24 protein-coding genes are annotated in these 26,176 nt (G+C 71.8%); 6 read left to right on the plus strand and 18 right to left on the minus strand.

Features of this window, described 5'->3' with window-relative positions:
• Positions 1-8: 8 nt before the first annotated feature.
• The gene (locus ACWDN5_RS11795) at positions 9-1,109 is read left to right on the plus strand and encodes a DNA glycosylase AlkZ-like family protein (protein WP_449676189.1); all 1,101 of its coding nucleotides are present in this window, start codon (positions 9-11) and stop codon (positions 1,107-1,109) included.
• Between the two features lie 138 nt (positions 1,110-1,247).
• On the opposite strand, the gene ACWDN5_RS11800 is transcribed toward ACWDN5_RS11795, so the two are convergent.
• The 11 genes from ACWDN5_RS11800 to ACWDN5_RS11850 form a co-directional block, all read right to left on the minus strand.
• The gene (locus tag ACWDN5_RS11800; protein ID WP_449676191.1) at positions 1,248-1,910 is read right to left on the minus strand and encodes a DUF4097 family beta strand repeat-containing protein; all 663 of its coding nucleotides are present in this window, start codon (positions 1,908-1,910) and stop codon (positions 1,248-1,250) included.
• Between the two features lie 101 nt (positions 1,911-2,011).
• A complete protein-coding gene (locus ACWDN5_RS11805; protein ID WP_449676193.1) occupies positions 2,012-3,115 on the minus strand; it encodes a uroporphyrinogen-III synthase in 1,104 nt (367 codons plus the stop codon).
• Entirely contained in the window at positions 3,112-3,456 is a 345-nt protein-coding gene (gene nirD / locus ACWDN5_RS11810; RefSeq protein WP_310970749.1) for a nitrite reductase small subunit NirD, read from the minus strand. The genes ACWDN5_RS11805 and nirD overlap by 4 nt, the downstream gene beginning before the upstream one ends.
• On the minus strand, positions 3,453-5,960 hold the full coding sequence (nirB, locus tag ACWDN5_RS11815; RefSeq protein WP_310970751.1) for a nitrite reductase large subunit NirB: 2,508 nt from the start codon (positions 5,958-5,960) through the stop codon (positions 3,453-3,455). Before nirB ends, nirD begins: the two co-directional genes overlap by 4 nt.
• 1 nt (position 5,961) lies before the next feature.
• Entirely contained in the window at positions 5,962-7,356 is a 1,395-nt protein-coding gene (locus ACWDN5_RS11820; RefSeq protein WP_449676195.1) for a nitrate/nitrite transporter, read from the minus strand.
• Positions 7,353-8,780 carry an FAD-dependent oxidoreductase gene (locus ACWDN5_RS11825; RefSeq protein WP_310970753.1) on the minus strand — a complete coding sequence of 476 codons (1,428 nt, stop codon included), beginning with the start codon at positions 8,778-8,780 and terminating at the stop codon, positions 7,353-7,355. Before ACWDN5_RS11825 ends, ACWDN5_RS11820 begins: the two co-directional genes overlap by 4 nt.
• A complete protein-coding gene (locus ACWDN5_RS11830; RefSeq protein ID WP_449676197.1) occupies positions 8,777-10,825 on the minus strand; it encodes a molybdopterin oxidoreductase family protein in 2,049 nt (682 codons plus the stop codon). The genes ACWDN5_RS11825 and ACWDN5_RS11830 overlap by 4 nt, the downstream gene beginning before the upstream one ends.
• A gap of 346 nt (positions 10,826-11,171) precedes the next feature.
• Entirely contained in the window at positions 11,172-11,969 is a 798-nt protein-coding gene (locus ACWDN5_RS11835) for a TIGR02569 family protein (protein ID WP_310970756.1), read from the minus strand.
• Positions 11,970-12,057: 88 nt separating this feature from the next.
• On the minus strand, positions 12,058-13,233 hold the full coding sequence (gene moeZ / locus ACWDN5_RS11840; RefSeq protein WP_310970757.1) for an adenylyltransferase/sulfurtransferase MoeZ: 1,176 nt from the start codon (positions 13,231-13,233) through the stop codon (positions 12,058-12,060).
• A gap of 89 nt (positions 13,234-13,322) precedes the next feature.
• Entirely contained in the window at positions 13,323-14,489 is a 1,167-nt protein-coding gene (locus ACWDN5_RS11845; RefSeq protein WP_449676199.1) for a DUF3152 domain-containing protein, read from the minus strand.
• An 81-nt stretch (positions 14,490-14,570) separates the two neighbouring features.
• On the minus strand, positions 14,571-15,548 hold the full coding sequence (locus ACWDN5_RS11850; protein WP_449676201.1) for an alpha/beta fold hydrolase: 978 nt from the start codon (positions 15,546-15,548) through the stop codon (positions 14,571-14,573).
• 113 nt (positions 15,549-15,661) lie between these two features.
• Here ACWDN5_RS11850 and ACWDN5_RS11855 point away from each other — a divergent pair, with 113 nt between their 5' ends.
• On the plus strand, positions 15,662-16,288 hold the full coding sequence (locus ACWDN5_RS11855) for a TetR/AcrR family transcriptional regulator (protein WP_003095505.1): 627 nt from the start codon (positions 15,662-15,664) through the stop codon (positions 16,286-16,288).
• Positions 16,289-16,512: 224 nt separating this feature from the next.
• Here the strand turns inward: ACWDN5_RS11855 and ACWDN5_RS11860 are convergent, their stop codons facing one another.
• A complete protein-coding gene (locus ACWDN5_RS11860) occupies positions 16,513-17,424 on the minus strand; it encodes an alpha/beta fold hydrolase (protein WP_449676203.1) in 912 nt (303 codons plus the stop codon).
• The gene (locus tag ACWDN5_RS11865; RefSeq protein ID WP_310970763.1) at positions 17,421-18,329 is read right to left on the minus strand and encodes an AurF N-oxygenase family protein; all 909 of its coding nucleotides are present in this window, start codon (positions 18,327-18,329) and stop codon (positions 17,421-17,423) included. The genes ACWDN5_RS11860 and ACWDN5_RS11865 overlap by 4 nt, the downstream gene beginning before the upstream one ends.
• Positions 18,330-18,384: 55 nt before the next feature.
• On the opposite strand from ACWDN5_RS11865, the gene ACWDN5_RS11870 reads away from it, so the two are divergent.
• Together ACWDN5_RS11870 and ACWDN5_RS11875 are read left to right on the plus strand one after the other, a co-directional pair.
• Positions 18,385-19,155 (plus strand): TetR/AcrR family transcriptional regulator, encoded by a 771-nt coding sequence (locus ACWDN5_RS11870; RefSeq protein WP_310970765.1) that lies wholly within the window; start codon positions 18,385-18,387, stop codon positions 19,153-19,155.
• Positions 19,152-19,475 carry a DUF4873 domain-containing protein gene (locus ACWDN5_RS11875; protein WP_310970766.1) on the plus strand — a complete coding sequence of 108 codons (324 nt, stop codon included), beginning with the start codon at positions 19,152-19,154 and terminating at the stop codon, positions 19,473-19,475. The genes ACWDN5_RS11870 and ACWDN5_RS11875 overlap by 4 nt, the downstream gene beginning before the upstream one ends.
• On the opposite strand, the gene ACWDN5_RS11880 is transcribed toward ACWDN5_RS11875, so the two are convergent.
• The 3 genes from ACWDN5_RS11880 to ACWDN5_RS11890 form a co-directional block, all read right to left on the minus strand.
• Positions 19,472-19,921 carry a pyridoxamine 5'-phosphate oxidase family protein gene (locus tag ACWDN5_RS11880; RefSeq protein ID WP_310970768.1) on the minus strand — a complete coding sequence of 150 codons (450 nt, stop codon included), beginning with the start codon at positions 19,919-19,921 and terminating at the stop codon, positions 19,472-19,474. The two genes, ACWDN5_RS11875 and ACWDN5_RS11880, sit on opposite strands and share 4 nt — an antisense overlap.
• A gap of 104 nt (positions 19,922-20,025) precedes the next feature.
• Positions 20,026-20,256 (minus strand): DUF3107 domain-containing protein, encoded by a 231-nt coding sequence (locus ACWDN5_RS11885; RefSeq protein ID WP_013223016.1) that lies wholly within the window; start codon positions 20,254-20,256, stop codon positions 20,026-20,028.
• A 119-nt stretch (positions 20,257-20,375) separates the two neighbouring features.
• Positions 20,376-21,029 (minus strand): ferritin-like fold-containing protein, encoded by a 654-nt coding sequence (locus tag ACWDN5_RS11890; RefSeq protein ID WP_091304346.1) that lies wholly within the window; start codon positions 21,027-21,029, stop codon positions 20,376-20,378.
• 554 nt (positions 21,030-21,583) lie between these two features.
• Here ACWDN5_RS11890 and ACWDN5_RS11895 point away from each other — a divergent pair.
• Positions 21,584-23,047: a DEAD/DEAH box helicase gene (locus ACWDN5_RS11895; RefSeq protein ID WP_449676204.1), complete on the plus strand. Its 1,464-nt coding sequence runs from the start codon at positions 21,584-21,586 to the stop codon at positions 23,045-23,047.
• Positions 23,048-23,073: 26 nt separating this feature from the next.
• Complete coding sequence (locus ACWDN5_RS11900; protein ID WP_310970774.1) at positions 23,074-24,372, plus strand: Rv3212 family protein; 1,299 nt, start codon at positions 23,074-23,076, stop codon at positions 24,370-24,372.
• Between the two features lie 9 nt (positions 24,373-24,381).
• Here ACWDN5_RS11900 and ACWDN5_RS11905 read toward each other — a convergent pair whose 3' ends face one another.
• Together ACWDN5_RS11905 and ACWDN5_RS11910 are read right to left on the minus strand one after the other, a co-directional pair.
• The gene (locus ACWDN5_RS11905) at positions 24,382-25,146 is read right to left on the minus strand and encodes a hypothetical protein (protein WP_449676206.1); all 765 of its coding nucleotides are present in this window, start codon (positions 25,144-25,146) and stop codon (positions 24,382-24,384) included.
• A gap of 46 nt (positions 25,147-25,192) precedes the next feature.
• Entirely contained in the window at positions 25,193-26,044 is an 852-nt protein-coding gene (locus ACWDN5_RS11910; RefSeq protein WP_310971362.1) for a RecB family exonuclease, read from the minus strand.
• Positions 26,045-26,176 lie beyond the last annotated feature (132 nt).

A 26,176-nucleotide genomic window follows, 5' to 3' on the forward strand; every position in this document is an offset into this window, starting at 1 on the left:
GCTGCCCCGTGGACCGCCGTCAGGTACTCGCCTACCGCATCGCCGAGCACGGCCTGCACCGCACGGCGAAGGACGTCGCCGACCTCGCCGTGGTCCGGGCCGGGCTGCAGGACAGCATGCGCGACACCGCGCTGCTCGCCCTGGTGGCCCGGCTCGACGGCCCGGTGGCCCTGGACGACGAGCGGCTCGTCCTGGCCTGGACGTTGCGGGGCGCGCCGCACTTCCACCTGCGCTCGGACCTGCCCGAGGCGATCCGGGCGCTGGTCCCGCTGGACGACGCGGACGCCCTGGCCCGGATGTTGTGGCAGCGCAAGGAAATGGCCGCCACGGGACTGGCCGCGACCGAGGTGGTCTTCACCGCGGCGGGCGCGCTCCGGAAGGTCGTCACGAAACCGATGTCGAAGGGCGCGGTGTCGACGGCGGTCACGAAGGTGCTGCCGCCGTCGTTCTCGCGGTGGTGCCGGGGTTGCCACGCGACGCACATCCAGGAGCAGCTGATGCGCATCGCGACGCCGCACGCCGGAGTCCGCCTGGTGACGGGGGCATCGCCGGCAACGCTGGCCCCGCTGGAAGGCCGTGGCCGAATGCGCAAGACCCCGGACCCGGCCGCGGCGACGGCGGTGATCGAGCGCTACCTGGGGTTGAACGGCCCGGCCTCCCCGGGCGACGCGGCGGAGTTCGCGGGCACGGCCCGCGCGGTGGTCGACCGCACCTGGCCGGCGGGCTTGGTCTCGGTGCAGGTCGAGGGCAAGACACGGTACCTGCCGGAGGACCGGCTCCCGGCGCTGGAGAACCCGCCGGAGCCGGACGTGGTGCGGCTGCTGCCACCGCTGGACCCGTTCATCCAGGCGCGGGACAAGGCGTTGCTGGTCCCGGACCCGTTGCGGCGCAAGGAAGTCTGGAAGATGCTGGGCAACCCGGGGGTGCTGGTGGCGGACGGCGACATCGCGGGAACGTGGCGCACGAAGGGCAGCGGGGCGAAGCTGACGTTCACGGTGACGGCGTTCGACCCGCTGCGCCCGGCACTGCGCGAGGAGGCCGAGGCCGAGGCAGCCCGGGTGGCGGCGGCGCGCGGCTTCGAGAAGCACGCGGTCACCTGGGCCGGCTGACCACGCCCGCGGGGGCGCCCCCCGTTTTCCACGCTACCAGCGGGCACCGACAATTTCGGTCCCTCCCCAGCGCCCCCGATGTGGCGTCCGGTGCCTCAGAAGCCACCGACGCCACATCGGGGCGCTCCAGGACCGGCCTCACAGGCTGTGGGCGTCGATGTCGCCGTAGGACGTGGTCGCCTGGATGGCCAACTCCGGCGTTCCCTCGTTCTTCAGCGCGTTGCGGATCCGGCCGTACGTCGTCCCCGCGTCCAACGATGCCGAGACACCCGCCGCCGCTCCCACCGTGATGTTGCCCGCCTGGGTGCTCAGCACCAGGTTGCCGCTCGCCGCCTCGGCGATGCGGATGTCGCCCTTGCCCGTGGTGATCTCGGCCGGGCCCGTCAGCCGGCCCACCGAGACGTCGCCCGCGTGGGCCGTCAACCGGAGGCTCGCCGCCTCGTCGAAGACGACCTCGCCGTGCGCTCCCGAGACCGTGACGTCACCGAGGCGTCCGACGCCCCGCAACGAGACGCTCGCCGCCTTGGCCTCCACCGACGAGCCCGCCGGCAGCGAGACCGTCACGTCGAGCGCCCCGGACGGGCCGAAGTACTGGTTCTTCGTCTCGAGCGAGATGCGCAGGACGCCGTCGTCGAACGACACGGACGCCTCCGAGGCCGCCTTCACGTCGCGGTTCTTCGCCGGGTCGGCGGGCAGGACCTGGACGACGGTGCCGGTGTCGTCGGAAGCGACGAACCGGACGCGGCCGGCCGGGATGGCGAGGGCGGTGGTGATCGGGGCGGGGGTGGTGAACTTCTGCATCGGATTCTCCTTGGCTCGGTGTGTGAACCCACCTTCGCCGCCCCCGCTGACACCGAAAGGCCACCGCCCTGACACGACCCCTGACAGCGCCGACGCGCTCCTCAGGCGTCGACCGCCAGCCGGTATCCGCGCTTCACCACCGTCTGGACCACCTTCCCGCCCCCCAGCGACGTCCGCAGCCGGCCGATCGCCGTCTCCACCGCGTGCTCCTCGCCGCCCCCGGGCAACGCCGAGATCAGCTCGCGCCGCGACACCACCCGCCCCGGCGACGCCGCCAGCGCCCGCAACAACGCCATCGGCGCGGGCGCCACCTCGCACCACTCGCCGTCCACGATGGCCGCCTGGCCGCGGAGCTCGATCGAACGCCCTCCCGCGCGCAGGCGAGGCGAACGCGCGACCAGGGTCTCCGCCACCGTCCTGGCCAGTGCGCCGATCCGGGCGCGGTGCGGCTGCACCGTCGGCACCCCCAACGCCGCCAACGGGCCGGCCGTGATGGGTCCGACGCAGGCCGCCACCACCGGGCCGGACAGCGCCGTGACGAGCCCCGGCAGCCGGCCCGTGCGGCGGGCCAGCGCGATGAGGGACGCCGCCGCCGGGGCGCTGGTGAACGGGAGCGCGTGGATGGAGCCGTCCAGGACGCCGTCGAGCAGGCGGTCGACCGGGCCCGGGTCCACCGGGCCGACCCAGCGGTACACCGGGATCTCGATCACCTCGGCGCCCGCCGCGCGCAGCGTGTCCACGAAGTACGGCAGCGGCTCGCCGTGCAGCTGGACCGCGATGCGCAGCCCGTCGACCCCCGACGACAGCAGGTGCTGCAGCAGCTCCGCGTTGCTCTCCGACGCCGGTGAGTACGACTCCGACAGCCCGGCCGCCCGCAGCGCGCCGGTCACCTTCGGCCCGCGGGCCAGCAGCGCCGCCGTCGACAGCCGGTCCAGCAGCGAATCCCCCAGCCCCCAGCCCTCGGCCGCCTCCAGCCAGCCGCGGAAGCCGATGCCGGTGGTCGCGACGACCGCGTCGACCGGCGCCGCCAGCAGCGCCGCCGTCGCCGCGTGCAGCTCCCGGTCGTCCGTCAGCGGCACGATCCGGATCGCCGGGCCGTACCGGACGCTCGCCCCCTTGCGCACCAGCAGCGCGCCGAGCTCGTCAGCCCGGCGCGCCGCGGTGATGCCGATCACGAAACCGGCCAGTGGGAGCACATCGCTCACGGGCTCTCCACTTCGACGACGCCTTCCCGCACGCGCACCTCGTACACCGGCACCGAAACGTCCGCGGCGTCCAGGCACTCGCCGGTTTCGAGGGCGAACCGCTCCTTGTACACCGGCGACGCCACCACCGGCACGCCGCCGGTGTCGCCGACGATGCCGCGCGAGAGCACCGCCGCGCCGCTGCACGGGTCCCAGTTGGACAGCGCGTACAGCCGGTCACCGGGCAGCCGGAAGATCGCCACCTGGACGCCGTCGTCGAGCAGCGCCGCCACCCCGGCGTACTCGGGCACCGCGCCGACGGGGCAGACCGCCGTCCAGGTCCGTTCGATCGACGTGGTCATCGCCGCACCTCCGGAACTCCCAGCATCACAGGCACTTTCTGCGCCCGCTCCTCACGGAACGAGATCGCCGGGTCGGGCGCGCCCGGCGCGTTGACGAAGGAGGAGAACCGGGCCAGCTTCTCCGGGTCCTCCAGGACGCCCTTCCACTCGTCGGCGTAGTTGTCGACGTGCTTGGCCATCGCCGCGTCGAGGTCCTCGCAGATGCCGAGGGAGTCGTCGACGATCACCGCGCGCAGGTGGTCGAGGCCGCCCTCCAGCTCCTCGATCCACGGCGCGGTCCGCTGCAGCCGGTCGGCGGTGCGCACGTAGAACATCAGGAACCGGTCGATCGTGCGAATCAGTGTCTCGGTGTCCACATCGGACACCAGAAGTTCGGCGTGGCGCGGGGTCGTGCCGCCGTTGCCGCCGACGTAGAGGTTCCAGCCGTTCTCCGTGGCGATGATGCCGAAGTCCTTGCTCCGCGCCTCGGCGCACTCCCGGGCGCACCCGGACACCGCCGACTTGAGCTTGTGCGGCGAGCGCAGGCCGCGGTAGCGCAGCTCCAGCTCGATCGCGAGGCCGACGCTGTCCTGGACGCCGTAGCGGCACCACGTCGACCCGACGCACGACTTCACCGTGCGCAGCGCCTTGCCGTAGGCGTGCCCGGACTCGAACCCGGCGTCGACGAGCCGCCGCCAAATCAGCGGCAGCTGGTCCACGGTCGCGCCGAACAGGTCGATCCGCTGGCCGCCGGTGATCTTGGTGTACAGCCCGAAGTCGCGCGCCACCTCGCCGATCACGATCAGCTTGTCCGGCGTGATCTCGCCGCCGGGGATCCGCGGGACCACCGAGTACGTGCCGTTGCGCTGCAGGTTCGCCAGGTACCGGTCGTTGGTGTCCTGCAACGTCATCTGCTCGCCGCCGAGCACGTGCCCGTTGCCGAGGGTGGCCAGGATGGACGCCACCGCCGGCTTGCAGATCGCGCAGCCGCTGCCCGCGCCGTAGCGGGCGATGAGCTCGCTGAACGTGGTGATCCGGGTAGCCTGGACGATCTCGAACAGCTCCGCGCGCGACTGCGGGAAGTGCTCGCAGACGGCCTTCGACTGCTCGACACCGGCCGCGCTGAGCAGCTTGGACAGCAGCGGGACGCACGACCCGCAGGCGGTGCCCGCCCGCGTGCACACCTTCAGCTTCGGGACGGTGTCACAGCCGTCCTCGTGGATGGCCGTCGTGATCGCGCCCTTGGAAACGGCGTTGCACGAGCAGATCTGCGCCGCGTCCGGCAGCGCGTCGACGCCGACCGCGGCGCCGCCGCCCGCCGGGGCGAGGATCGCGCCCGGCTCGGCCGGCAGCGGACGGCCGACCAGCGCGCGCAGCGTGTTGTACTCGGTCGCGTCGCCGACGAGCACGCCGCCGAGCAGCGTCTTGCCGTCGTCGGTGACCACGAGCTTCTTGTACGTCCCGGCCACCGCGTCGTTGACGGCGACTTCCAGGGCGCCCTCGGTCGTGGCGTGGGCGTCCCCGAAGGAAGCGACATCGACGCCCATCAGCTTCAGCTTCGTGGACGTGTCCGGCTCCGGGAACGTCCCGCCGCCACCGGTGAGCTGGGCGGCGACGATCTCCGCCATCGCGTAGCCGGGCGCCACGATGCCGTACACGCGGCCCTCGACCGCGGCGCACTCGCCGATCGCGTAGATCGCCGGGTCGCCGGTGCGGCAGGAGGCATCCGTCAGCACGCCGCCACGCGGGCCGAGGTCCAGTCCGGACTGCCGGGCGAGGTCGTCGCGCGGCCGGACCCCGGCGGAGAACACGACCAGGTCGACGTCCAGTTCGGTGCCGTTGCCGAGCTTGGCCAGCAGCCGCGAGCCGTCGGCCTCGATCGCGTCGGTGGACGTTCCTGTGTGGACGGTGACGTCCAGGTCGGTGATCAGCCGCCGCAGGAGCGCGCCGCCGCCTTCGTCGACCTGCAGCGGCATCAGCCGCGGCGCCATCTCGACGACGTGCGGGGACAGGCCCATGTCCCGCAGCGCCTTCGCGGCCTCCAGGCCGAGCAGGCCACCGCCGATGACGACGGCCGACCGCCGGCCGCGGCCCGGCTTGTCGATCGCCGCCGCGCGGATGCTGTCGAGGTCCTCGATGGTCCGGTAGACGAAGCAGCCGTCCAGGTCGTGGCCGGGCACCGGCGGCACGAACGGCCGCGAGCCGGTGGCCAGCACCAGCGCGTCGTAGGAGACGACGTCACCGGAAGCCGTGGTCACCGTCTTGGCGGAGCGGTCGACCGACACCGCCAGCTCACCGAGCCGGAGCTCGACGTGCGCGTCGCCGGCGTAGTCCGAGCCGGGGAGGGCCAGGGTGGCCGGGTCCCAGGTGTCCACATAGGACGTAAGGGCCACCCGGTCGTACGCCGGGCGCGGCTCCTCGGACAGGACGACGATGTGCCAGGTCCCCGAAGGGTCTTCCGCGCGCACCGCCTCCACGAGCCGGTGGGCGACCATGCCGTGTCCGGCGACGACCAGGGTGGGCATCTCAGACCTCCGCTCCCGCGAGCGCCAGACCGCGCTCACTCGTGGGCTGTTCGGCGGGCTTCCGCAGGTAGACCGCCCAGGTGACGGCGAAGCAGAGCCCGTAGAAGACGAGGAATCCGATGAAGGCGGGCACGCCGCTCTTCGCGTCGGCGAAGGACTGCCGGAACGCCAGGTTGATGAAGAGGCCACCTTCGGCACCGATCGCGCCGGCCAGGCCGATCAGCGCGCCGGACAGGCGCCGCGCCTTGAGCAGTTCGGCCGTCTCTCCGGCGCCGTTCGCGATGGCGACCTTCGCCTTGGCGCGGAAGATGGCCGGGATCATCTTGTACGTCGAGCCGTTGCCGATGCCGGTGAGCACGAACAGCACGATGAAGGCGGTCGTGAACAGCGCCAGGGACTTCGACGTCGACGCCAGGATCAGCACCACCGTGGCCAGCGCCATCCCGATGAACGTGAAGAAGGTGACCTTGCCGCCGCCGATGCGGTCGGCCAGCCAGCCGCCGGTGGGCCGCGAGAGCGAGCCGAGCAGCGGGCCGAGGAACGTCACCGCGGCCGCCTGCAGCGGAGTGCGGCCGAACTGGTTCTGCAGCACCAGGCCGAAGGCGAAGCTGTAGCCGATGAACGAGCCGAACGTGCCGACGTACAGGAACGACATCACCCAGGTGTGCGGGTCCTTGACGACCTCGCGCATCGCCTTCGTGTCGCCCTTCATGGTGGCGAGGTTGTCCATGTAGAAGTACGCGCACAGCGCCGCGATGACGATCAGCGGCAGGTAGATGAACAGCACCAGCCGCGGCGCGGTCGCGCCCGCCGTGCCGATCACCAGCAGCCCGACCAGCTGGATCGCCGCGACACCGAGGTTGCCGCCGCCGGCGTTGAGGCCCAGCGCCCAGCCCTTGTGCTTCTCGGGGTAGAAGGCGTTGATGTTCGTCATCGACGAGGCGAAGTTGCCGCCGCCCACCCCGCCGAGGGCGGCGACGAGCAGGAAGGTGCCGAGCGACGTGCCGGGGTGCAGCACGATCGCGGCCAGCGTGGTCGGGATCAGCAGCAGCACGGCCGAGACGACCGTCCAGTTGCGGCCGCCGAACTTCGCCACGGCGAACGTGTAGGGCAGCCGCATCAGGCCGCCGATCAGCGTCGGCGTCGAGACGAGGAGGAACTTGTCGGCGGCGGAGAAGCCGTAGTCCTTACCCATGAACAGGACGATGACCGACCAGAGGGTCCAGATCGAGAAGCCGATGTGCTCGGCGAAGACCGAGAACCACAGGTTGCGGCGGGCGACCTTCTTGCCCGTGGACTCCCAGAATTCTTCGTTCTCGGGTTCCCAGTGCTCGATCCAGTGCTTTCCTTGGTGGGCCACGGCGTTCTCCTTCGTGCGGCGGTTCGTGCTGGTCATTGCGCGGCGAGCCAGTTCGCGATGCCGCCGACGGTGTCGGTGCACCCGCCGCATCCCGTGGTGGCTCGCGTGGCCCGCGCCAGTGCGGGAGTGTCGGTGGCCCCGGCCTTCCAGGCCTCGATCAGCCGGCCCTTGGTGACGTTGTTGCAGCGGCAGATCACCGCCGCCGCGGGCAGGTCGGCGGGGCTGGCCGCCGGGGTGCTGCCGCTGGGCAGCGCGCGGCCGAGCAGGACGGCGAGCCGGTCGTCCGGCAGCGGCGTCCCGCGGTCGTGGAACTGCGTGATGGTGGCGGCCGCGTCGGGCAGGCCGAGCAGGATCGCCCCGGTCACGCGGTTTTCGCGGACGACGAGCTTGCCGTACCGGCCACCGGTGGGGTCGTTGAAGGTGAGCACCTCGGCGCCGTTGTCGGATGCTTCGAGCTGGGTCTCGCCGAGCGCGGCGAGGTCGATGCCGCGGGCCTTGAGCCGGGTGACGGCCGTGGTGCCGCGGTAGCGGGCCGCCGCGTTCGTCCCGGTGAGGACGTCGGCGAGGACTTCAGCCTGCTCCCAGGCGGGCTGGATCAGCCCGGCCGGGGCGCCGGGGTGGCGGGCGCAGTCGCCGAGGGCGTGGATGCGGCCGTCGCTGGTGCGCAGGACGTCGTCGACGAGGATGCCCAGGTCGACGTCGAGGCCGGCTTCGGCGGCCAGGCTGGTCTCGGCGCGGACGCCGGCGGCGACCACGACCAGGTCGGCCGGGACGAGGCTGCCGTCGTCGAGCTTGAGCCCGTCGCCGGGCAGGTAGCGGGCGGCGGTGGCGCCGAACTTGAACGTCACGCCCAGGTCGGTCAGCCGGCGGGCCAGCACGTGCCCGGCCGCGGGGTCGAGCTGGCGTTCCATGACGTGACCCAGCGGGTGCACGACGGTCACCTGGTTGCCGCGCCCGGCCAGCCCGCGGGCGGCTTCGAGGCCGAGCAGGCCGCCGCCGAGCACCGCGACCGGCGCGCCGAAGCGGGCGGCGTCGAGGATCTTGGCGCAGTCGTCGAGGCTGCGGAAGGCGACCACGCCGGGTCCGGCTTCCAGGCCTTCGACCGGCGGGATCCACGGGTTCGCGCCGGTGGCGAGCACCAGGGCGTCGTAGTCGACCGAGGAACCGTCGGCCAGCTCGACACAGCGCTTCTCGCGGTCGATGCGTGCTACGTCGACGCCCAGCCGGAGGTCGATGTTGTGGCGCTGGGCCCATTCGTCGTCGTGCAGGCGGACGCTTTCGGCGCTCATCCCGCCCGCGACGACGGCTGACAGCAGGACCCGGTTGTAGGCGGCGTGCTTCTCGGCACCGAGGACGGTCAGGCGGACGCGCTCGGCGATCGGGTCACGGCGGCGGATTTCGTCGGCGAGCCGGGCGCCGGCCATGCCGTAGCCGACGATGACGACTTCACGGGGGGTCATGCGGCACCATCCACAGTAGACAGGGCAACGGCACACACCTTGAACTCCGGCATCCGGGAAACCGGGTCGAGCGCCGGGTTGGTGAACAGGTTGGCCCGCTGCTCACCCGGGAAGTGGAACGGCAGGAAGACGAGGTCGGGTTTGAGGCTCTGCGCGAACCGGACCCGCGCGACGGTTTCGCCGCGCCGGGAGCGGATCAGCGCCCGGTCGCCTTCTTCGAGCCCGGCGCGCTTGGCGGTGTCCGGGTGGACCTCGACGAACGCCTCCGGGACGACCTCGTTGAGCTCGCCGATCAGCCGCGTCTGCGCGCCCGACTGGTAGTGCTGCAGCACGCGGCCGGTGGTGGCCTGCAAGGGGAACTCGTCGTCCGGGAGCTCGGCCGGGCCGGTGTGCTCGACCGGCACGAACCGCGCGCGGCCGTCCGGGTGGGCGAAGGCGTCGAGGAACATCCGCGGGGTGCCGGGGTGGTCGTTCCCGGGGACCGGCCAGTGCAGCGCCTCGCCGCTGCGGAGCCGGTCGTAGCTGACGCCCGAGTAGTCGGCGATACCACCCTTGGACGCGACCCGCAGTTCCTCGAACACGGTCTCGGCGTCGGTCGGGAACCGGCCTTCGGGCTGGCCCAGCCGGAGCGCGAGGCCGTGGAGGACGTCGAGGTCGGACCGGACGCCCGGCGGCGGGGTCAACGCCCTGCGCCGCAGCAGGATCCGGCCTTCGAGGTTGGTGAGCGTGCCGTCCTCCTCGGCCCACTGGGTGACCGGCAGGACGACGTCGGCGAGCGCCGCGGTCTCCGACAGCACGAAGTCGGCGACGACCAGGAAGTCCAGTTCGGACAGTCGATCCTGGACCCGCTGCGAGCGCGGCGCCGAGACGACGACGTTGCTGCCGAACACCATCAGCGCCTTCGGGCCGTTCTCCTGGCCGAGCGCTTCGAGCAGTTCGGTGGCCGAGCGGCCGGGGCCGGGCAGGCTTTCGGCGTCCACACCCCAGACACCGGCGACGTACGCGCGCGCGGCCGGGTCGTCGAGCTTGCGGTAGCCCGGCAGCTGGTCGGCCTTCTGGCCGTGCTCGCGCCCGCCTTGGCCGTTGCCCTGGCCGGTGAGGCAGCCGTAGCCGGAGCCCTGGCGGCCGGGCAGGCCGAGGCTGAGGGCGAGGTTGATCCAGGCGCCGACGGTCGCGGTGCCGGTGGCGTGCTGCTCGGTGCCGCGGGCGGTGAGGACGTAGGCGTTGCGGGCGCCGGCGAGCTTTTCGGCGGCGAGCCGCAGGTCGGCGGCCGAGACACCGGTGACGCGCTCGGCGCGCTCCGGCCACCAGCTCGCGGCGATCCGCCACACGTCGGCGAACCCGCTGGTGCGCTCGTCCACATAGGACTGGTCGAGGTGGCCGCCTTCGACGACGGCGTGCAGGATGCCCAGCGCCAGCGCGAGATCCGTGCCGGGCGCGGGCGCCAGGTGCAGGCTCGCCAGCTCGGCGGTCGGGGTCCGCCGCGGGTCGACGACGATCAGGTCGGTGCCGCGCAGGTGCTGGGTGAACGGCGGCATCGTCTCGGCCGGGTTCGCCCCGGCGAGCAGCACGACGTCGGCGTTCTTGAGATCGGTGACCGGGAACGGCATCCCGCGGTCGGCACCGAAGGCCTTGATCCCGGCGGCGGCGGCCGACGACATGCACCAACGGCCGTTGTAGTCGATCTGCGAGGTGCCGAGCGCGACCCGGGCGAACTTGCCGAGCAGGTAGGCCTTTTCGTTGGTCAGTCCCCCGCCGCCGAAGATCGCGACGCCGTCGGGGCCGTGGTTTTCCTGCGTCTCGCGGAGCTTCCGGGCGACGAAGTCGAGAGCGAAGTCCCAGCTGACCGGCTCGAGCGCACCGTTGACGCGCAGCATCGGCGTGGTCAGCCGCTTCGGGCTGGTGAGCAGCGAGCCGGAGGTCCACCCCTTCTGGCACAGGCCGCCGGCGTTGACGGGGAAGTCCCGCGGGGTGACGCGGGTGCCGTCGAGGCTCATCCCGCACTGCAGGGCGCAGTACGGGCAGTGGGTGTCGACCTGCGGCATCGGGCACCTCCTCGGCGTTTCGGGCGTGCCCTGACGCTAAGGAGGCCGTGTTAACCGGATTCGACCGAATGTTTCAGGCAGTTGACATTGCGGCGGTGTTTCCGCCGCCCGGCCGGTGAGATCCGTGTCCATCTGGCGGGAGTCGGGAGGTCAGCGGTCGGTTCCCGAAGGTGACACGGGTGGCTGGGACGTGGGTCACAAGCCCCCGGACACCGTGTCGTCCATCCAGGTACGCGCGTCGTCCATCCAGGTACGCATGTCGTCCATGCCGGTACGCGTACACAGCCGGACGACACGCGTATCCAGATGGACGACACGCGTACGCAGGTGGACGACACGGCGGCGCTCAAAGGACGCCGGAGACCTCGCGCGCCGCCGCGCGCAGGCCGTCCAGCGATGCCTGGGTCGACCTCGGGTTCAGCGCGTTCGACGCCAACCGGAACAGCACCGCGCGCAACAGCAGCTGTGGCCACTCCGGCAGGTGGGCCCACCTTTCGAGCAGGTCCCGCCCCGCGCCACCCCAGGCCAGGGCGTCGACCGCGACGATCGCCGCGCCGTACTCGCCCGGCCGGTAGTACGGGACGAAGTCGACCAAGCCCGGGCCGGCGTCTCCGTCGAAGAGCAGCCCCGCCAGCAGCTCGCCGTGCGCCACCTGCGACGGGAGCCGGATCGGGCGGCGGGCGGGTGCGAGGACCTCGAACCAGCGGCCGCCCTTCGTCTCGTCCAGGGGGACCTCGAGCTCCTCCCAGGCCACGCGGTCGGCGACCGCGTCGACGTCGGTGCGCGTGTCGAGGAAGTCCGGTCGCGGCAGGCCGACCGTGGCCCGGTGCAGCTTGACCGCGGCCAGCACCGAAGCGTCGCCGCGGTGCTCCGGCGTGCCGGAGACGAACCGGGAGGCCGTCCAGCCGCCGACGATCCAGCGGCCGTCCGTGGAGCGAACCGGCTTCGCGACCCGGAGGCCCGGCTCGCGGACGTAGTCGAGTGCGTGCGCGGTCCACAGTGTCCGGACCTTGTCGGTGACCGGCTTGAGCACCAGGTCGCCGCAGCGCCACGCCGTCGAATCCGGCAGGCGTTCACCGTCGTCCGCGGGGCCGCCGAAGGCCGCGCGGACGTGCGCCGGGGGACGTTCGAGGGTTGACCGCACGAGCCGTGACGTTACCCGGCCGGGTGTTCCACGAATGAGAAGACTCGCTGCTCACACGCGGTTTCCCGGCCGGGCGAAAGACACACTGTCAGTAGGTCGGCAGGCTCGGGTCGATCTGCTTCGCCCAGGCGAGCACGCCGCCGCCGAGGTGCGTCGCGTCCTTGAAGCCGGCCGCGTGCAGGGCGGCGAGGGCCTCGGCGGACCGGGCACCGGACTTGCAGTGCAGGACGATCGGCTTGTCCTGCGGCAGCTCGGCCAGCGCCTCACCCGAGAGGATCCGGTCCTTCGGGATCAGCGTCGCGCCCTTGATGTTGACGATCTCGTACTCGTGCGGCTCGCGGACGTCGATCAGCGCGAAGTTCTCGCCGCTGTCGAACTTGGCCTTGAGCTCCGCCGGGGTGATCGTGCTGCCCGACGCCGCCGAAGCCGCCTCGTCGGACACGACCCCGCAGAACGCCTCGTAGTCGATCAGCTCGGTGATCTTCGGCGTGTCCGGGTCCTTGCGGATCTTGACCTCGCGGTACTTCATCTCCAGCGCGTCGTAGCTGATCAGGCGGCCGAGCAGCGGCTCGCCGATGCCGGTGATGAGCTTGATCGCCTCGGTCACCATGATCGAGCCGATGGACGCGCACAGCACGCCCAGCACGCCACCCTCGGCGCAGGACGGGACCATGCCCGGGGGCGGCGGCTCCGGGTAGAGGTCGCGGTAGTTGAGGCCCTTGCCGTTCGGCGCGTCCTCCCAGAACACGCTGACCTGGCCTTCGAACCGGAAGATCGAGCCCCAGACGTACGGCTTGCCCAGCAGCACCGCGGCGTCGTTCACCAGGTAGCGCGTCGCGAAGTTGTCGGTGCCGTCGACGATCAGGTCGTACTGCCCGAAGATCTCCAGCGCGTTCGACGAGTCGAGGCGGTCGGTGTGCAGGTGCACCTTGACCAGCGGGTTGATCTCGGCGATCGACTCCTGCGCGGACGCGGCCTTGAGCTTGCCGACGTCGGATTGGCCGTGGATGACCTGGCGCTGCAGGTTCGACTCGTCCACGACGTCGAAGTCGACGATGCCGAGCGTGCCGACCCCGGCGGCGGCCAGGTACAGCAGCGCGGGGCTGCCGAGGCCGCCGGCCCCGATCACCAGGACCTTCGCGTTCTTCAGCCGCTTCTGCCCGGTCACCCCGACGTCGGGGATGATCAGGTGACGGCTGTACCGGGCCACCTCTTCCTTGGTGAGCTCGGCAGCCGGCTCGACGAGCGGCGGCAGTGCTGACATGGGTCCTCCATCTCGCGCGCGTATCGCGTCCATCCCACTATGCACAACGCGCGCAGGCAAATATGCCTTCCCGCGTCCAGGGAGTGGGATTACTGCGGGGTGGGGTTCGGCCAGGAGTTGGTCTTGCAGATGCGGCCGTCCTTGGCCACCTTGCCCTTGTCGCCGCCGGGGATGTCGTTGAGCATCGCCACGTAGTCGTCGTTGACGCCGAAGGACTGCTGCATCATCACCGGCGCCGGCTGGTCGGTGCCGCCGCAGCCGACGTGCTGGTTGCCCAGGGCGTGCCCGACCTCGTGGTTGATGGCGTACTGCCGGTACCCGGTCATGTCGGCGCCGTAGGCCTTCGCGCCGCGCACCCAGCGGGCCAGGTTGATCAGCACCCGGCCGAGGCTCTTGCGGTAGCAAGAGGCCTCGAACTTGATCTGGAACCCGCAGGCGTCCGGCCGGTGCGTGGTCTCCGGCGTGGTCAGGCTCACCCGGAACGACGGGTTCGGGAAGTTGGCGTCCACCCGCTGGAACGCGATCTTGCCGTCCCAGGTCCAGCCCTGGGTCGGGTTCGACAGCGTGCCCTGGACGGCCGTGGCGAAAGCGTCGTCACCGGCGTAGCTCGCCGGGTCGATGCCGTCCTCGACCTCGACGGTGTAGGTGTACAGCTTCCCGTTGCCGATCTTCGGGCCGCTGCCCGGGACGACGTGCCACTTGCCCGCGCCCGCCTGCGTGAACGGGATGCCCTCCGGCAGGTCCGCGGTCGGCACCTTGAGGTCGACCGGGGTGGCCGGGTTCTCCGGGATGGGCTGCTCGCCGTTGCCGTCGATCGCGCCGCCGGAGGAGTCGCCGCCCGCCGACTCGACGCCGGGCGCGGAGGCGCCGGGGCCCTGCTCGGCGATCGGCTGGGCCGGGCTGTTGGCCGTGTTGACCACGACGAGCACGGTCAGCACCACCAGGATCGGCAGCGCGTAGACGCGCCAGCCGTAGGTCTTGGCCAGCTTCCCCAGGCCGGACTTCGACGGCGGGTCCGCCTCCTGCTCCCGGGCGACCGGCACCTCCGGCTTCCAGGAGGCGCTCAGCGGCTCGGCGCTGGTCCGGCGGCTGCCCGAGCGGTAGCGGTCCTCGCCGACGCGCAGCGCCGGCGACTTCGACGACGGTCGGTACTGCCCGGTGCGCGGGTGGTCCTCGGCGTCCGGCGTCCGGCGGGCCGACGCGCGGTGGGGCGTCCGCCGATCTTCGCCTCGCGCGTCCTGCTTCACCCGGTCCACCGCACCAGGGTGCCACAGCGGCGAAGCGCCACTCGCGCCGACTGGCGGATCATCGAGTGAACTCGGCATCCCCCGATCGGGCTACCAGGTGCCCGCTTCGACGTGCTCCCACATGCCCAGCACGGCCTTCGCGACGACGACCGGGCGTTCCATCTGCGCCACGTGGCCCGTGCGCGGCAGCACGAGGAGCCGGGCCCGCGGGATCGCCCGGGCGGTCCGCACCGCGCGTTTCACCGAGATGACGCGGTCCTCCCGGCCCCAGACGACCAGCGTCGGCGCCTTGACGAGCGGCGCGACCGACCACAGCGACGCCTTCCCGAGCGTCGACCACGCCCGGAAGATGGCGAACGTGCTGCGCGCCATCGCGGGCGCGGCCCAGGCGAACCCCGCGCGGGCGCCGTGTTCCTCGGTCAGCTCGTCGAGCCGGCTCTCAGGGAACCGCGACGGGTCGGCGAAGCACAGCTTGATGACCTGCGCGGCGCGTTCCCGCGGCCCGAGCGCGGCCAGCTGGGCCCGCACCCGCGCGCCGACCAGCGGCAGGTAGGCGAACGCCATCCGCGGGTCCGACAGCCGCCGCGGGTCGAGCCGCAGGTCGGGCACCGCCGGCGAGATGAGCGTCAGCGTCTTCACGAGCTCGGGCTTCTGCGCCGCGACCAGCAGGGCGATCGCGCCGCCCATGGAGTTGCCGAACAGGTGCACCGGCGCGCCGACCGCCTCGATGTGCTTCACGACGACGTCTGCGTGCGCCTGAAGCGTGAAGTCGAAGCCCTCTTCGGGCTCGGAGTAGCCGAACCCGGGCAGGTCGATCGCCGTGCCGCCGGCGACCGGCGCGAGGAGCGCGGCCAGGTCGGTCCAGTTCGTCGACGAGCCGCCGAGGCCGTGGACGTACACCGCCGGGACGCCGTCCGGGCCCGGCGTGCGGCGGACGTGCAGCCGGGCGGTGCCGACCTCTTCGAACGTCGCCGGCCACGGCGGCGGGACCGGGTCGAGCGACGGCAAGGCCCTGCTCGAGAGCGGCACGTGGGTCAGCGGCGGCCGGGCCTGCACGGGGGTGTTCACGGGTCCAGAATGCCCGACCCTTGGCGCGGCACACGTACCGGCGAGTAATCTTCAGGGCGACTTCACGCGGTGGCGACCCCGCCCGTCGAAGAAGCGATGACGGGAGGATGAGCATGACGGAGATGACGCGGCTGCAGCAACGTGGGGTGCGGCTGCCCCGGACCGAGCGCCGGGCTCAGCTCCTCGCCGCGGCGCAACGGGTCTTCGCCGAAAACGGTTACCACGCCGCCGCGATGGACGAGATCGCCGAGGTCGCGGGCGTCTCGAAGCCGGTGCTGTACCAGCACTTCCCCGGCAAGCTCGATCTGTACATCGCGCTGCTGGAGAGCCACGTCGACGAGCTGGTCAAGCGCGTCCAGAACGCGCTGGACTCGACGACGGAGAACAAGCAGCGCGTGCCGGCGACGGTGGGCGCGTTCTTCGACTTCGTGAGCAACGACGCGGGCGCGTTCCGGATGGTCTTCGAGTCCGACCTGCGCGGCGAGCCGGCGGTCCAGGAAGCGGTCGACCGGGCGACGTCGGCGAGCGTGGACGCGATCACCGAGACGATCACGGCGGACGCGGGCCTCGACGAGGACAAGGCGCGGTTGCTGGCCGTCGGGCTGGTCGGGATGAGCCAGGTCAGCGCCCGGTTCTGGCTGGCCCACCATCAGTCGATGAGCCGCGAGGAGGCGGTGGCCCTGACGGCCAACCTCGCCTGGCGCGGCATCGGCGGCGGCTTCCCGCTCAAGGACTCCTGACGCCTCGGGCCGGTTGTGAACTAACCGGTTAGTTCACACCGCTCGGGTTAACTAACCGGTTAGTTACGCTGGCCCTCCAGGTGAACTATCCGGTTAGTTACGCCCTGGCCTCGGTGAACTATCCGGTTAGTTAACCCGGCGTCCGTTGAACTATCCGGTTAGTTACCTCGGGCGCCGATGAACTATCCGGTTAGTTCTCTTGAACTCACCAGTTAGTACATTACTCAGGGCGCGGCAGCCACCCGGACCAGCGCGGAGATGCGGCGGGCGACCTCGAAAGGACGCTCCTGCGGCAGCATGTGCCCCGCACCGGGGAACCGGACGAACTCCGCGTGCGGCAGCTCGTCCGCGATCACCTTCGCGTGCGGCAGCGGGCACAGCCGGTCCTTCTCCCCAGCCAGCACCACCGACGGCACGTCGCACAACGCGCCCAGCCCGCCGACGCCCCGGTGGGCCGCGATGGCGTCCAGGAACAGCCCCGCGCTCGCCGGGTGCGCGCAGAGCAGCTGCTCGACGACGCTGTCCACCTGCGCCCGCCCCGGCCGGTCGCCGAACACGAGCCGCCGGGCGCCCGAACGGACCAGGCCCGGCCGCAGCCGCAGCGTGTCCGACCGCAAGCCGGCCAGCAGCCGGGCGACCCGCGGCTCGAAGCGCGTCACGCTCCGGCCGACCAGCCCGGGGAACCCGAGGGTCAGCTGGTCCATGTCCCCGGACGACGTCGCCACGAACGCCGCGCCGGCCAGCCGGGAAGCGACCAGCGACGGGTGCCGTTCGGCGAGCACCATCAGCGTCATCCCGCCCATCGAGTGCCCGGCCAGGACGAGGGGCCCGGAAGGGACGCGGTCGGCGATCAGCTCGGCGAGGTCGTCGGCCAGCCGCGCGATGGTGGCGCCGCCGGGCCGGGCCGGCGACGAACCGCCGTGGCCGCGCAGGTCGTAGCGCAGGACCCGCAGGCCGGGGTCGAGGTGCGGCAGCACCAAGTCCCACGTCCGGTGGTCCTGCGTCCAGCCGTGCACCAGGACCAGCGTCACCGCCGAATCGGCCGGCCCGGACTGCGAGACGTGCAGCGCGGCGCCGTCGCTCGCGACGAACCGGTGCTCGATCGCCGGGTTCCTCAGCCGGGACGCGGTCGTCATCGGCCCGCCGGGAGCAGGAACGACTTGCGCCAGAAGTACTTCCCGGGCAGCCCGACCAGGCCGGACTCCTGCAGGAACGGCATGATCTTCTCCCCGGCCCACGCGATCGTCCCCTGCCAGTTCGGGTTGTTCAGCGCCGCCTCGACGCCGTCGCGCGGGCGGATGCCGACCGCCTTGTAGACGTCCGGGTTGATGAACGCCCGCGTCACGAAGTACGAGATGACCGCGATGATGAACTGCTGGTAGGCGATCTCGGCCTTCGACAGCTTCGCCATCCCGCGCGTGACCTCTTCGCGGGCGAAGGTGACGTGCCGGGCCTCTTCCAGGACGTGGATCCGGTTGACCATCCGGACCAGTGGCTGGACGCCTTCGTCGTTCATCTGCTCGCGCTGCAGCCGGTCCAGGACCTCCTCCGCGACGAGGATCGCGCCGTAGCGGGCCGGGCCGTAGGAAATCGTCGGCATCAGCTTCGCGAGGCGCCGCAACCACGGCACCGGGCCGTAGGCGGGGCAGCCGATCCGCGACGCCATCCGCGCGAACATCGTCGAGTGCCGGCATTCGTCGGCGATTTCGGTGAGCGCGAACTGGGCGTGCGCGGACGTCGGGTCCTGTTCGTAGACCTCTTTGAGCAGCATTTGCATCAGGAGGATTTCGAACCACAAACCGGTCGTGGCGACGCTCGCGACCTCGTGTTTGCCCAGCTCGATGCGCTGCTCGGGAGTCAGCTTGTCCCAGAGTTCGGTGCCGTAGAGCGAGGAGCGCTCTTCGAGGATGAACCGTTTGCCCTCGACGAGCGGCGCGGTCCAGTCGATGTCGACGTCGGGGTCGTAGAACTTGTTCGCCGACGACTTCAGCAGGCGGTCCGCGGTCTTCTCGCGATCCGGTTCCTTCAGCGTCCGCGTCATTGCCGACACCCCTTCCGCGACATGTAACTTGAGGTAACAGTTACCTGTGCGTAGCATGACCCTCGTGATCGAACGTGTCAAGCGCTCAGGCAAGCAGGCCGGCAAGTCCTCCCGCGGCGACGAAGCGACCGGCGACGCCCGGCGCGACCGCTGGCGCAAGCACCGGATCGCCCGGCGCAAGGAGTTCGTCGAAGCCGCGCTCCGGGCGCTCGACACGCACGGCCCGGACCTCGGCATGGAGGACGTCGCCGCGGAGGCCGGCGTCACGAAACCGGTGCTGTACCGGCACTTCGACGACAAGGCCGACCTGTACGTGGCCCTCGGCCAGCGCGGCACGGAAATCCTCTTCGAGCGGCTGATCCCGGCGATCAACGCCGAGCTGGCGCCGGTCCCGCGGATCCGGATGGCCCTCGACGCGTTCTTCACGGTGATCGAGGAGCACCCGAACCTCTATCGGCTGCTCGCGCACGGCCGGCCGGAGAAACCGGTGTCGTCGGACGTCGTGGCCGAGGACAAGGAGCTGATCGCGACGGCGCTGACCGCGCTGCTCGGCGACTACATGCGGATGTTCAACATGGACTCCGGCGCGGCCGAGCCGTGGGCGCACGGCATCGTCGGCATGGTCCAGAACACCGGCGAGTGGTGGCTGGACCGCCGGTCGATGAGCCGCGACGCGGTCGTGGAGTACCTGACGCAGATCATCTGGGCGGCCATCGACGGGCTGACCCGCCAGAACGGCGTGGTCATCGACCCGAACCTGCCCCTGGAAGCCAACAAGGTGGTCCAGCTGGGCCGCACCCCGGAGTCGCTGGAGGAAACGTCATGAGCGAGCACGAACACGACGAAGACGGCTACCACGGCGAGGCGACCCTGGTGGTCGACGGCGTTTCGCTGACGACGACGGTCGAGCTGCGCGGCTACTTCCAGCCGATCGACGGCTATTACCGCTGGTACGGCCGGGTGGCGGTGAACGAGGAGCTGACCCGCCTGGCGGGCGGCAAGAAGAAGGCCGTCGCCATCCAGGCGGGCGCGCACTCGGCCACCGGGGAACTGTCCGACCCGGACCCGTGGGGCCGCTACCGGATCACGGGCACGAGCACGCCGCCGTTCCACGTGCCCACGACCCTGGAAGAGCTCAACGCCTAGGGCAGCCGCGGGCCGGGCAGCTCCACGCCGGGCAGCACGCCGTTCGCGATGTCCGTGGCGCGCCACTTCGGCACGCTCAGCCGGACGGCCGTGACCGGCGCGGCCAGGAAGGGCGCGGCCTCGGGGACCTTGGCGACGAGCAGCTCGCGCACCCGCGCGTCTTCGTCGCCGCCGAGGATCTCGGCGGTGGCCTGGGCCTGCAGGAACGGCTGCATCGGCGAGCCGGTGGAGACGACGACCGAGACCACCGGGCTCTCCCGGATGGCGGCCAGCGTCCGGCCGCGGTCCTCGAGCACGAGGTTCAGCGTGAACTCGCCGCTTTCGGCGAAGTAGACCCCGCCGACCCACGGCCCGGCGCTGCCGGCGGTGGCGAGGAACATCGACTTGTGCGCGGACAGGGTGTTCCGCACGAGGTCCGCGACGGCGGCCTGTTCAAGAGTGGTCACCGGGCGAAGCTAGGGGCCGGAAAAGCGACACTCCAAGGAAAACGCCACCATCCGGTGAAACCGGGAAGGCCGTCCCTCGGGACGGCCTTCCCGCCGGGACCGAGTCAGTCGCCGACGCCGAAGCCGACCTTGCGGACGTCCGAGGGGGCGATCTCGACGTACGCGATGCGGTCGGACGGGACGATGTACTTGCGCCCCTTCTCGTCGTTGATGCGGAAGAGCCCGTCACCGGCCGTCAGGGCCTCGGCGACCAGCTTCTCCACCTCTTCGGGAGACTGGCCACTGGACACCACCAGCTCGCGCGGCGTGTCCTTGATGCCGATCTTGACCTCCACGTGGGACCTCCGCTGGAAATTCGTAAGGGATGTGCCGGCCAAGGCTAACCGAACCGGCTCGTTCCGGTGGCGCATGTCCGCGCCCGACCGCGTCGTCACTTCCGGGTACTCCATCGGGTTCAGCCCAGGCCGAGCGCCTGCATGCGCTTCGTGTGCCCCTGTTGCAACCGCCGGAACAGCGCCGCGATTCCGGAAAGGTCGCCCGAGCCGCTGATGATGAGCTCGGCCAGCCCGTCGCGCTCGGCGACGACGTACTGGGCCTGGGTCAGGGCCTCGCCGAGCAGGCGGCGGCCCCACAGGGCGAGCTTGTCGCGGGTCTTGGGGTCGGCCTCGATGCCGGCCGCGACCTCGCGTTCGGCGAAGGCCGAGTGGCCGGTGTCGGCCAGCACGGTCAGCACCAGGTCCTTCGTCTCCGGGTCGAGCCAGCTGGCGATCTCCCGGTACAGGTCGGCGGCGAGCCCGTCGCCGACGTAGGCCTTGACCAGCGACTCCAGGTACGACTTCGGGGGCGTCGAAGCGTGCCAGGCGTCGATGTGGTTCACGAACGGGGCCATCGCGTCTTCGATCTTGATGCCGTTCGCGGCCACGTGCTTGGCGAGCTGGCCGTAGTGACCGATCTCGGCGGCCGCCATCGCCGCCAGCGCGGCCCGCCCGGCCAGCGTGGGGGCGCTGCGCGCGTCCTCCGCCAGCCGGTCGAACGCGGACAGTTCGCCATAGGCGATCACCCCGAGAAGGTCGACTACGCCTTCACTGATCTCTTTGGGCTCGGTCACGGGGGCAGGGTATCGCCGAAGCACCCGGGCGTGTCGGGACGAGACCGATCACACTGGTTCCGGCGCGCCGGGTACTGTCGAAAAACTGCTGACCAGGTACACTGGCACACGATATCGAGCTTCCGTACGCCATACCGGCGTCGGGAAACAGGCAGGTCACGTGGCCTGCCGACGTACTGCAATGTGCGTGCACGCCTCTTCCGGCATTCCCGGGACGGACCGGTTCCGCGCTCCAGAACAGCGCCAGGGACCAGGGTTTACTCCCGGTCGAGTGTCGAGCGGACCCACGGCTGTGCGCGCTGGTCACGAGAGAGGCGATCACCCTGACCGCAGAAATTCCCACAACCGAACAGACCCCCGCCGTCGCGCTGGAACACAGCGAGACCGGCCCGGCCGCGCTCGACACGTCGCACCCGCTGCAGGCGGGCGTCGAGGTCGAGCCCGAGGCCCCGACCTTCGCGTCCTTCGGCGTCAAGCCCGAGATCGTCAAGGCTCTCGGCGAGGCCGGCATCGAGCGGACGTTCGCCATCCAGGCGCTCACCCTGCCGCTGGCCATGGCCGGCGACGACCTCATCGGCCAGGCCCGCACCGGCATGGGCAAGACCCTCGGCTTCGGCGTCCCGCTGCTGCACCGCGTGCAGGTCCCCGGCGACGGCACCCCGCAGGTGCTCGTCGTGGTGCCGACCCGCGAGCTGTGCATCCAGGTCGCCAACGACCTCAAGGGCGCGGGCAAGCACCTGGGCATCCGGACGCTGGCCATCTACGGCGGCCGCCCGTACGAGCCGCAGATCGAGGCGCTGCGCAAGGGCGTCGACGTCGTGATCGGCACCCCGGGCCGCCTGCTCGACCTGGCCGAGCAGCAGCACCTGGTGCTGGGCAAGGTCCGCGGCCTGGTCCTCGACGAGGCCGACGAGATGCTCGACCTGGGCTTCCTGCCCGACATCGAGCGCATCCTGCGGATGGTGCCGGACGAGCGGCAGACCATGCTGTTCTCGGCCACCATGCCCGGCCCGATCATCACGCTGGCCCGCACGTTCCTGAACCAGCCGACGCACATCCGCGCCGAGGAGAACGACGCCGGCGCGGTCCACGAGCGCACCACCCAGTTCGTCTACCGGGCGCACTCGATGGACAAGCCCGAGGTCATCGCCCGGGCGCTGCAGGCCGAAGGCCGCGGCCTCACGATGATCTTCAGCCGCACCAAGCGCACCGCGCAGAAGGTGGCCGACGACCTGGTCGAGCGCGGTTTCGCCGCCGCCGCCGTGCACGGTGACCTGGGCCAGGGCGCCCGCGAGCAGGCGCTGCGCGCGTTCCGCTCGGGCAAGGTCGACGTGCTGGTCGCGACCGACGTCGCCGCCCGCGGCATCGACATCGACGACGTCACGCACGTGATCAACTACCAGTGCCCGGAGGACGAGAAGACCTACGTCCACCGGATCGGCCGCACCGGCCGCGCCGGGCGCACCGGCGTCGCGATCACCCTCGTCGACTGGGACGAGGAGCCGCGCTGGAAGCTGATCTCGGACACTCTCGGCCTGGACATGCCGGAGCCGGTGGAGACGTACTCGTCGTCGAAGCACCTGTACGAGGACCTGGGCATCCCGGAGGGCACCACCGGGCGGCTGCCGCTGGCCAAGCGGACCCGCGCCGGCCTGGCCGCCGAGGAGGAAGAGGACCTGGGCGGCAAGAAGCGCGGCCGTCGTCGGGGCGAAGCCGCCTCGGAGGACACGCCGCGCAAGCGCACCCGGGCCCCGCGCAAGCGGACCCGCGGCGGCTCGCGGGCGGCCGAGGCGATCGAGGCCGCGGACAACGCCGCTGCCGCTGCTTCCTCGGACGAGGCTCCCGCTTCGGCGGAGGGCCGCACCCGGACCCGCCGCCGCACCCGCAGCGGAAACGCCCCGGAGGCGACCGGCCCGGCCGTCGAAAAGGAAGCCGGCGAGAACGCCGAGCGCCCGGCTCGACGGCGCCGCCGTCGCCGCCCGGCCGCGACGTCTGATACACCTGCGTCGGCAGACTGAGGCTTCTCCATCGGGGGTTCGGGTACGTGAGCGACGTCGAGAAGGCGGACTTCGGGTCCGAGGACGTACTCGAGGACACTCCCGAGAGCACTCCGCCCGCCCCGCGGGTCAAGGCACGTCGTTCGCCTTGGAACCGCGGGCGGGACAGGGTGGCCGCCGCGCTGATCGCGGTGGGCGTGCTCGCGGTCGCGCTGATCATCGGCGTGACGAGCGACAGCGCGGCCACCGACCGGACCGAGGCGGCGCCACCCCCGGCGCTGCCCGCGGTCCCGGACAAGGTCCCGGGGTCGATGGCGGAGATCTGGAGCGCCCCGAGCGGCGCGACACCGGTCCCGGTCGTGGCCGGCGAGTCGGTGGCCACCGCGAACGGCGGCGAGGTCGCCGCGCGTGACCCGCTGACCGGGCAGATCCGCTGGCACTACACGCGTGACCTGCCGTTGTGCACGCTGGACCAGGTGTGGGGGCGGCTGAACGCCGTCTATGCAAAGTCGATGGGGTGCAGCGAGGTCACGCAGCTGGACCCGGGCACGGGCCGCATCACGGCCCAGCGCAACGGCAACGCGGAGCTGGGCACCCAGCTGGTCGACGACGGCTCCCACGTCACGGCGACGGGCAAGAAACTCCTCACCACCTGGCGTGACGACCTGGTGCAGAGCGCGGAGTACGGCCAGGTCCCGGCACTGGTCAACGCGGGCAAGCAGCCGCGAACGGGCTGCACGTACGGAACGGTCGCGGCGGGCTCGGGCAAGATCGGCGTGATCGAGCGCTGCCCGGGCGACCCGGCGGACCGGCTGACGGTGTACAAGGCGGCCCCGGAGAAGGACGACGAGCCGCAGGTCAGCTTCAGTTCGGTGCTGGCGGGCAAGAGGGCCCGCGTGATCGCGATGTCGGGCGACCTGACGGCGGTGGTGCTGCCGGACCAGAAGCTCCTGGTGGTCTACAACGGCGACGGCACCCAGCGCGCGGCGTACCCGCTGGACGTCCCGCCGGGCGACCTGGCGGCCGACCCGCCCTCGGGCGTCGAGGCCACCACCCAGACGGCGGCGAACATGTACTGGTTCAGCGGCTCGAAGCTGGTGGCCCTGTCCCGCGACGACCTGTCACCGCGCTGGACGTTGAGCAGCGCAGCGGGGCCGGGGATCACGTTCGCCCAGCAACTGGTGGTCCCGATCAAGGGCGGCTTGGCGGTGCTGAACGAGACGGACGGTTCGACGATCCGCACGGTCGGTGTCGACCGCCGCGGCTACCAGGGAGTGGTCCGCCTGGGTGCGGCCGGCCCGGTCCTGCTGGAACAACGCGGCCCGACCCTCACCGCCCTGAAGTAACCCGCCTGATCAGGCGAGCCAGAACATGGTGATGGCGGAGACCGTGAAGAGCACGACCGCGAGCCCAGCTCCCACGGCGGGGGGCCCGTTGCGGCGGTCGGCGACCCGCTGAGCGAGCAGGGCCAGCACGGCGGCGATCGGGTGACCGATCAGGAGCGTCGCGCCGGGGCCGGGTGCGCCGGTGAACAGGCAGATGACCCCGACGGCGAGCACCCCGGCGGCGAGGACCGCGAGCCCGGCCGCCAGCGAGCCGGTGAAACCGCGCCACCAGCGCCCACGGTCTTTCGCGGCCTTGGCGGGTGAACCGGCCGCGTCATCGTGCTCGGATTCGGCGGGGTCGATCCGCTCGGGTTCGACCCGCTCCTGCGGCTCGGTCGGCGCCTCGGCCACAGCCCGCCCGCCGACCGGCGGCACAGCCGCCGCGCCGCGCACGGGGGCCGGCTCGGCAGGCTGGAGCGGCACGGCTGCCGCGCCGTGGGCGGCCGCCGGCACGGCAGGTTCGGCCCCGTCGCGTGGCACAGCCGCCGTGCCGCGCGCGAGGGCCGGCCCGGCGGGCTCGGCCCGCATCGACGGCACCGGACCCGGCACGGTCGGCGCATCAGCCACAGCCCGCCCGCCGACCGGCGGCACAGCCGCCGTGCCGCGCGCGGGGGCCGGCTCGGCAGGCTCGGCCCCGTCGCGTGGCACAGCCGCCGTGCCGCGCGCGGGCGTCGGCTCGGCGGCTTCGCGGGCCGCCACCTGCTCGGCGTCAGGCTCTCCGGCCGGCAGCGGCACTGTCGCCAGTTCGTCGGTGTCCGGTGAAGCCAACGTTCCCTCCCGTTCAGGGCGCGAGCAGGTCCCAGGGCTGCGCCGCCGGGGCTGCTTCCTGGCCCGCCGCGCAGCTCGGCCTGAAGTCGCACCAGGCGCACCTTCGGTCCGGGCGGGCCGGGAACAGCACCTCTGCGTCGCCGCCCGCGTCCAGGGTATCCGTGGCCAGCCTCAGGTCGCCCGCGGTCTCCTCCGCCCTCTGCAAGTGCCTCTGCAAGCTCTCCGGGGTGTGCTCCGCCGCCGCGATCGTGCCCGTCGGGACGTGGTGCAGCTCCACCGTCGTGCACGGCATGCGCAACGTCCTCGCCGCCGCCACCGCATACAGCGCAAGCGCTTGCGACGCCCTCGCCTCGTACTCGTCCGGCGGGCGGCGGCCCGTCTTGTAGTCCACGATCACCAATTCCCCGGCGCGGGCGTCGATCCGGTCCGCGCGCCCCTCGATGATCATCGACGGCCGCTCCCCCGGCGTGCCGGACACCGGCGCCGACACCCAGCGCTCCAGCCCCACCGGGTCGTGCGAGACGTCGTTGTCCTCGACGTACTCCGCCACCCAGCCCTTCGCCCGCGCCCGGTACCGCGCCGCCTGCTCCTCGCTCTCGAAGCCAGCGTCCTTCCAGAACTCCGCCACCAGCGCCACCGCCCGCTGCGGCACCCGCTTGAGCACCGGCAGGTCGAACAACGCCCGCAGCGCGTTGTGCACCACCGCGCCCAGCGTGCTGTGCGCCCACGGCCCGGTGCGCTGCGGGGTCGGCCGTTCGAGGTACGCGAGGCGGTACCGGCGCGGGCAATCGTCGAAGGTCGCCAGCCGCGCCGGCGAGACCTTCGTGAGCCGCACCGGTTGCGCCACGCCGAAGTCGAAGCCCATCTGCTCCTTCACGACGCCCACGCTACGCACCACCACCGACACTTTTTTCGGGGGTTCGGGTGGCGAAGCCCCCGACCTGGGGCGAGGCCCCAGATGTCACTGCCACTTTCCGCGCGGGGCGAACCCGCCCCG

It is taken from the genome of Amycolatopsis sp. NPDC003731, from assembly GCF_053586895.1.